Genomic DNA, 5,627 nt, shown 5'->3' on the forward strand with positions numbered 1-5,627 from the left:
GGTGTTGATGACTTGCAAGCGGTAGACGTTTTCAATGATGCCGTCTTCGACCTCGCGGCCCATGGAACCGCGATCACGGATCACATCCAGCTTCAGCGGCGTGCGCACCACCAGCGAGCCCAGGAACAGCGCGATCACCGCGCCCAGGATGGCGGTGTAGATCAGGATGCGCGGACGGAACAGGCGGCGGCGAATCTCCGGCGTCGAGAAACCCTGCTCGATGGCGTTCTCGGTGGAATAGCGGATCAGGCCGCGCGGGCGCTCGATCTTGTCCATCACGCTGTCGCAGGCATCCACGCAGGCCGCGCAACCGATGCACATGTATTGCAGGCCCTGGCGGATATCGACGCCGGTCGGACAGACCTGGACGCACATGGTGCAGTCGATGCAATCCCCCGCCTTGCGTCCCTCCTGCAGCTTGGCTGCCTTGGCCGCAGGCATGCGCGGCTCGCCACGGGCATTGTCATAGGTGATGACCAGGGAGTCGCGGTCGAACATGGCGCTCTGGAAACGGGCATAGGGGCACATGTACTTGCAGACCTGCTCGCGCATCCAGCCGGCATTGCCGTAGGTGGCGAAGGCGTAGAAGACGATCCAGAAGCTCTCCCAAGGGCCCAGCGCGAACTGGCCGATTTCCGGCAGCAACTCGCGTATCGGCGAGAAGTAGCCGACGAAGCTGATGCCGGTCCACAAGGCCAAGCCGCCCCAGGCCAGGTGCTTGGCGGACTTGCGCCAGAGCTTGTCGAACGACCAGGGCTGGCGGTCCAGGCGCATGCGGGCACTGCGGTTGCCTTCGATGCGGCGTTCGATCCACAGGAAGATCTCGGTGTAGACCGTCTGCGGACAGGCATAGCCGCACCAGACGCGGCCGGCGATGGCCGTGAAGAGGAACAGGCTGAAGGCGCAGATGATCAGCAGCGCGGCCAGCCAGATGAAGTCTTGCGGCCACAGTACCAGGCCGAACAGGTAGAACTTGCGTGAGGCCAGGTCGAACAGCACGGCCTGGCGCTCGTTCCAGTTGATCCACGGCAGGCCGTAGAACACCAGCTGCGTCAGGAATACGCACAGCCAGCGCAGGCTGGCAAAGCGTCCCTGGATCTCGCGCGGGTAGATCTGTTCACGCGCGGCATACATGCGGATGACGGCATATTCATCCTTGCCCTCCTTCGTCGGCAAATCCTGCTGCGTTCCTGCCTCGGGTGGCGCGTCCCCTTCCTTGCCCTGCCTGGGTGTCATTGCGGCCTTGTTCATGGTCTTGCCTGCTCTGCTTTCGCTCTCTGTCATGCGCCCCTTGGCCGGGCGCGCGGCCGATATGGCCATCACGAAGAACGCCGGGGCCGCGCAGCTCTGTGTCTGCGTCGGCCCCGGCGCGGGTTCAACTGCTCATCGGAGCCTACTTGGCCTCTGCGTTGCTGGGCTTGTTGGACAAGCTCCAGACATAGGCCGCCAGCACGTGTACCTTGGGTTCACCGAGGAATTCGCCAAACGCCGGCATGGTGTTGTCGCGGCCCTTGTTGATGGTCTCCTTGATGGTGTCGATGCTGCCGCCATAGAGCCAGATCTTGTCCGACAGGTTGGGCGCGCCCAGGGCCTGGTTGCCCACACCGCCAGGGCCGTGGCAAGCCATGCAGGCGGCAAACTTGGACTTGCCCAGTTCGGCCTTGATCGGATCATGGGCCGAATTGGACAGGCTCAGCACATAGTTGGCGACGTTGTCGACATCCTTGTCGGTACCCACCGCCGCAGCCATGGGCGGCATGACGCCGTGACGGCCCTTGAGGATGGTTTCCTTGATGATCTCGGGCGTGCCGCCATGCAGCCAGTCGTTGTCGGTCAGGTTGGGGAAGCCCTTGTTGCCGCGTGCATCCGAACCGTGGCACTGCGCGCAGTAGGTCAGGAACAGGCGCTCGCCGATGGCATGGGCTTGCGGATCGGCGGCCACCACCTTCAGGTCCTTCTTGAGGTAGCTGTCGAAGAGCGGTCCATACTTGGCTTCGGCCTGCTTGACGTCGGCATCATGCTCGCCGGTCGAACGCCAGCCCAGGGTACCGGGCAGGTTGCCCAGGCCCGGATAGGCGATCAGGTAGCCCACCGAGAAGATGATGGTGATGTAGAACAGCCACATCCACCAGCGCGGCAGCGGGTTGTTCAGTTCAGTCAGGTCGTCGTCCCAGACGTGGCCGGTGGTCGAACCGGCAACCGGCTGGTCACCCTTCTTGACCTTCCAGCTCGACTGCTGCCACAGCAGCAGCGCGCAACCGGCGATGCCCAGCACGGTCAGGACGATGATCCAGATGTTCCAGAAACCACTGGTGAAATCAGCCATGGCGCACCTCCTTGTCGCTGCTGTCGGCGGCGGGCTGGCCGATGTCGCCATCGGCAAAGGGGATCATCTCGGCTTGCGTGAAATCAGCGGGCTTGTGGCCGACATAGGTCCACCACAGGATGCCGGCAAAGGTGATGAAGCTGATCAGCGTGATCAGGCTGCGTGGGTCGGTCAACATTTCAATCATGGTCTTATCTCTCCGCCTTGATCAGGATGCCCAGGCCTTGCAGGTAGGCGATCAGCGCATCCTGTTCGGTCTTGCCGGCCAGCTCGGCCGGGGCATTCTTGATGTCTTCTTCGGTGTACGGGTCGCCGATGCGCTTCAATGCCTTCATGCGCGAGACGATGTCGTAGTTGTCCAGCTTGGCCTGCTCCAGCCACGGGTAGGCCGGCATGTTGGACTCCGGCACCACGTCACGCGGGTTGTGCAGGTGGGCGCGATGCCATTCATCGCTGTAGCGGGCACCGACGCGGGCCAGGTCCGGGCCGGTACGCTTGGAACCCCACTGGAAGGGGTGGTCATAGACCGACTCGCCGGCCACCGAGTAGTGGCCATAACGCTCGGTCTCGGCGCGCAGCGGGCGAATCATCTGCGAGTGGCAGTTGTAGCAGCCCTCGCGGATGTAAACGTCGCGACCGGCCAGGCGCAGGGCCGAATAAGGCTTGAGGCCGGCGATCGGTTCGGTGGTCGATTTCTGGAAGAACAGCGGCACGATTTCAGCCAGGCCACCCACACTGACCACCAGCAGCACCAGGCCAATGAGCAGCCAGGGGTTCTTCTCAATCCATTCATGCGAAAACTTCATACTTTCCCCCAATCAGTGCGCAGCGTTGGTCACGGCAGGAATCGGTGCGACAGCCAGTTCGGTGCCGCGCATGGTGCGCCAGGTGTTGTAGGCCATCACCAGCATGCCGGACAGGTACATCAGGCCGCCCATCAGACGAATGATGTAATACGGGTAGGTTGCCTTGACCCCTTCGACGAAGCTGTAGGTCAGGGTGCCGTCGGCATTGACCGCACGCCACATCAGGCCTTGCATGACGCCGGCAATCCACATGGCAGCGATGTAGAGCACGATGCCGATGGTGGCGACCCAGAAGTGGATCTCGATCAGGTCCTTGCTCCACATCTCGGTCTTGCCGGACAGGCGCGGGATCAGGTAATACATCGCCCCCATGGTGACGAAGCCGACCCAGCCCAGGGCACCGGAGTGCACGTGGCCGATGGTCCAGTCGGTGTAGTGGGACAAGGCGTTGACGGTCTTGATGGCCATCATCGGACCTTCGAAGGTGGACATGCCGTAGAAGGACAGCGAGACCACCAGGAACTTCAGGATGGGATCGGTGCGCAGCTGGTGCCAGGCGCCCGACATGGTCATCATGCCGTTGATCATGCCGCCCCAGGACGGTGCCAGCAGGATCAGCGAGAACACCATGCCCAGCGACTGGGTCCAGTCAGGCAATGCGGTGTAGTGCAGGTGGTGCGGACCGGCCCACATGTAGGTGAAGATCAGTGCCCAGAAGTGCACGATCGACAGGCGGTAGGAATAGACCGGACGGTTGACCTGCTTGGGGATGAAGTAATACATCATGCCCAGGAAGCCGGCGGTCAGGAAGAAGCCCACCGCGTTGTGGCCGTACCACCACTGGATCATGGCATCCTGTGCGCCGCTGTACATCGAGTACGACTTGGTCAGCGTGGCCGGCATGGTCATACCGTTGACGATGTGCAGGATGGCCACGGCGATGATGAAGGCACCGTAGAACCAGTTGGCCACGTAGATGTGCTTGACCTTGCGCTTGACGAGGGTGCCGAAGAACACCACGGCGTAGGCCACCCAGACGACGGCGATCAGGATGGTGATGGGCCATTCCAGCTCGGCGTATTCCTTGCCGCGAGTCAGTCCCATTGGCAGCGTGATGGCTGCACCGACGATCACCAGCTGCCAGCCCCAGAAGGTGAAGGCCGCCAGGAAGTCGGAGAACAGCCGCACCTGGCAGGTGCGCTGCACGACGTAATACGAGGTTGCCATCAGCGCACAGCCGCCGAAGGCAAAGATCACTGCGTTGGTATGCAAGGGACGTAGCCGGCCGAAGCTCAGCCAGGGAATCCCCATGTTCAATTCGGGCCATGCCAGCTGGGCGGCGATGATCACGCCGACCAGCATACCGACTACGCCCCACAGGATGGTCGCCACGGTGAATTGGCGCACAACCGTGTAGTTGTAGCTATTTTCTTTGCTCACGAAACTCTCCCCACTTTGTTGAGTACTGTTCAATGCGAGCTTACGGGGCAAGCCTCCGGGGGGCATTGACGTGTATCAAGTGGAAAGAGAGCCGAAGAAAAATGCAGGCAATTGCGACGTTATTTGCACGAACGAGCAGGCGCGAGAGGAGCTCAGGCGGGATCGTGCCGGTCCTGCTGCGGGGGAATGTCGTCGTCGTGGAGGATGCGCATGGCCGGTCCTTCGAGATCATCGAACTGACCGCCGTCGGAGGCGCGGAAGAACACCCAGATCGCCAGGAAGACCAGCAAGGTACTGAGTGGAATGAGGAGATAGAGCGCTTCCATCATGCCCCTCCCGCCAGCGCTGGCTGGACCGCTGGAACACTTGCCGGCACCTGCCGTGCCGCGCGCGTGGCACGGCTCAGGCGCAGCGCATTGCCGACCACCAGCAGCGAACTGGCCGACATGCCCACCGCCGACATCCACGGATCAAGCAGTCCGAAAGCCGCCGCCGGAATGGCGAGGAAGTTGTAGACGCTGGCCCACACCAGGTTCTGGCGCACGATGCACATGGTCCGGCGGGCCATCTGCGCACATTGCGCGACGGCCGACAGGCGATCACTCATGATGACGGCATCCGCACTGACCTGGGCCAGAGCCGCGCCTTTGCCCATCGCGAAGGAGACATCGCCTGCGCGCAGCATGGCGGCGTCATTGATGCCATCGCCGACGATGGCCACCACCGCCCCGCCCTGCTGCAATTGGCGCACCACCTCCAGCTTGCGTTGCGGCGTGCAGCCGGCGATCACTTCGTCGATACCGACTTCCGCTGCCACCTCGGCGCAGACCTCGGGCTGGTCACCGCTCAGGAGGATCACCCGCAAACCCTGCGCACGGAAAGCAGCCACCGTCTCCACGGTATCCGAACGCAGTGCATCGGCCAGGTCGAAGCGCGCCAGCCAACCTTGGCTGTTGCCCAGGTAGACCGAACCGGCCGCTGCCGCAGCGGGCTGGTTCAGTTCGGCAGGCATGGATTCTCCTGCGATCTCGGCCACGAAGCGGCGCGCGCCCAGG

At 62.7% G+C, this 5,627-nt stretch carries 7 protein-coding genes; all 7 read right to left on the reverse strand.

Annotated features, from left to right (window positions below):
- The coding region (gene ccoG, locus B3873_RS15755) for a cytochrome c oxidase accessory protein CcoG (protein WP_286867219.1) at nucleotides 1-1,251 on the reverse strand (1,251 nt) is incomplete at its 3' end.
- A 142-nt stretch (nucleotides 1,252-1,393) separates the two neighbouring features.
- Nucleotides 1,394-2,326 (reverse strand): cytochrome-c oxidase, cbb3-type subunit III, encoded by a 933-nt coding sequence (gene ccoP / locus B3873_RS15760; RefSeq protein ID WP_039784826.1) that lies wholly within the window; start codon nucleotides 2,324-2,326, stop codon nucleotides 1,394-1,396.
- On the reverse strand, nucleotides 2,319-2,513 hold the full coding sequence (locus B3873_RS15765; RefSeq protein ID WP_039784825.1) for a cbb3-type cytochrome oxidase subunit 3: 195 nt from the start codon (nucleotides 2,511-2,513) through the stop codon (nucleotides 2,319-2,321). Before B3873_RS15765 ends, ccoP begins: the two co-directional genes overlap by 8 nt.
- Before the next feature lie 4 nt (nucleotides 2,514-2,517).
- Nucleotides 2,518-3,132 (reverse strand): cytochrome-c oxidase, cbb3-type subunit II, encoded by a 615-nt coding sequence (gene ccoO / locus B3873_RS15770; protein ID WP_039784824.1) that lies wholly within the window; start codon nucleotides 3,130-3,132, stop codon nucleotides 2,518-2,520.
- Nucleotides 3,133-3,144: 12 nt separating this feature from the next.
- Entirely contained in the window at nucleotides 3,145-4,572 is a 1,428-nt protein-coding gene (gene ccoN, locus B3873_RS15775) for a cytochrome-c oxidase, cbb3-type subunit I (RefSeq protein ID WP_039784823.1), read from the reverse strand.
- A gap of 152 nt (nucleotides 4,573-4,724) precedes the next feature.
- Entirely contained in the window at nucleotides 4,725-4,898 is a 174-nt protein-coding gene (gene ccoS, locus B3873_RS15780; RefSeq protein WP_286867222.1) for a cbb3-type cytochrome oxidase assembly protein CcoS, read from the reverse strand.
- A partial coding sequence (locus B3873_RS15785; RefSeq protein ID WP_286867220.1) for an HAD-IC family P-type ATPase occupies nucleotides 4,898-5,627 on the reverse strand: 730 nt, incomplete at its 5' end. The genes ccoS and B3873_RS15785, both read right to left, overlap by 1 nt.

Source organism: Herbaspirillum sp. UBA812, assembly GCF_002296545.1.
Classification (GTDB): Bacteria; Pseudomonadota; Gammaproteobacteria; order Burkholderiales; family Burkholderiaceae_D; genus Herbaspirillum; species Herbaspirillum huttiense.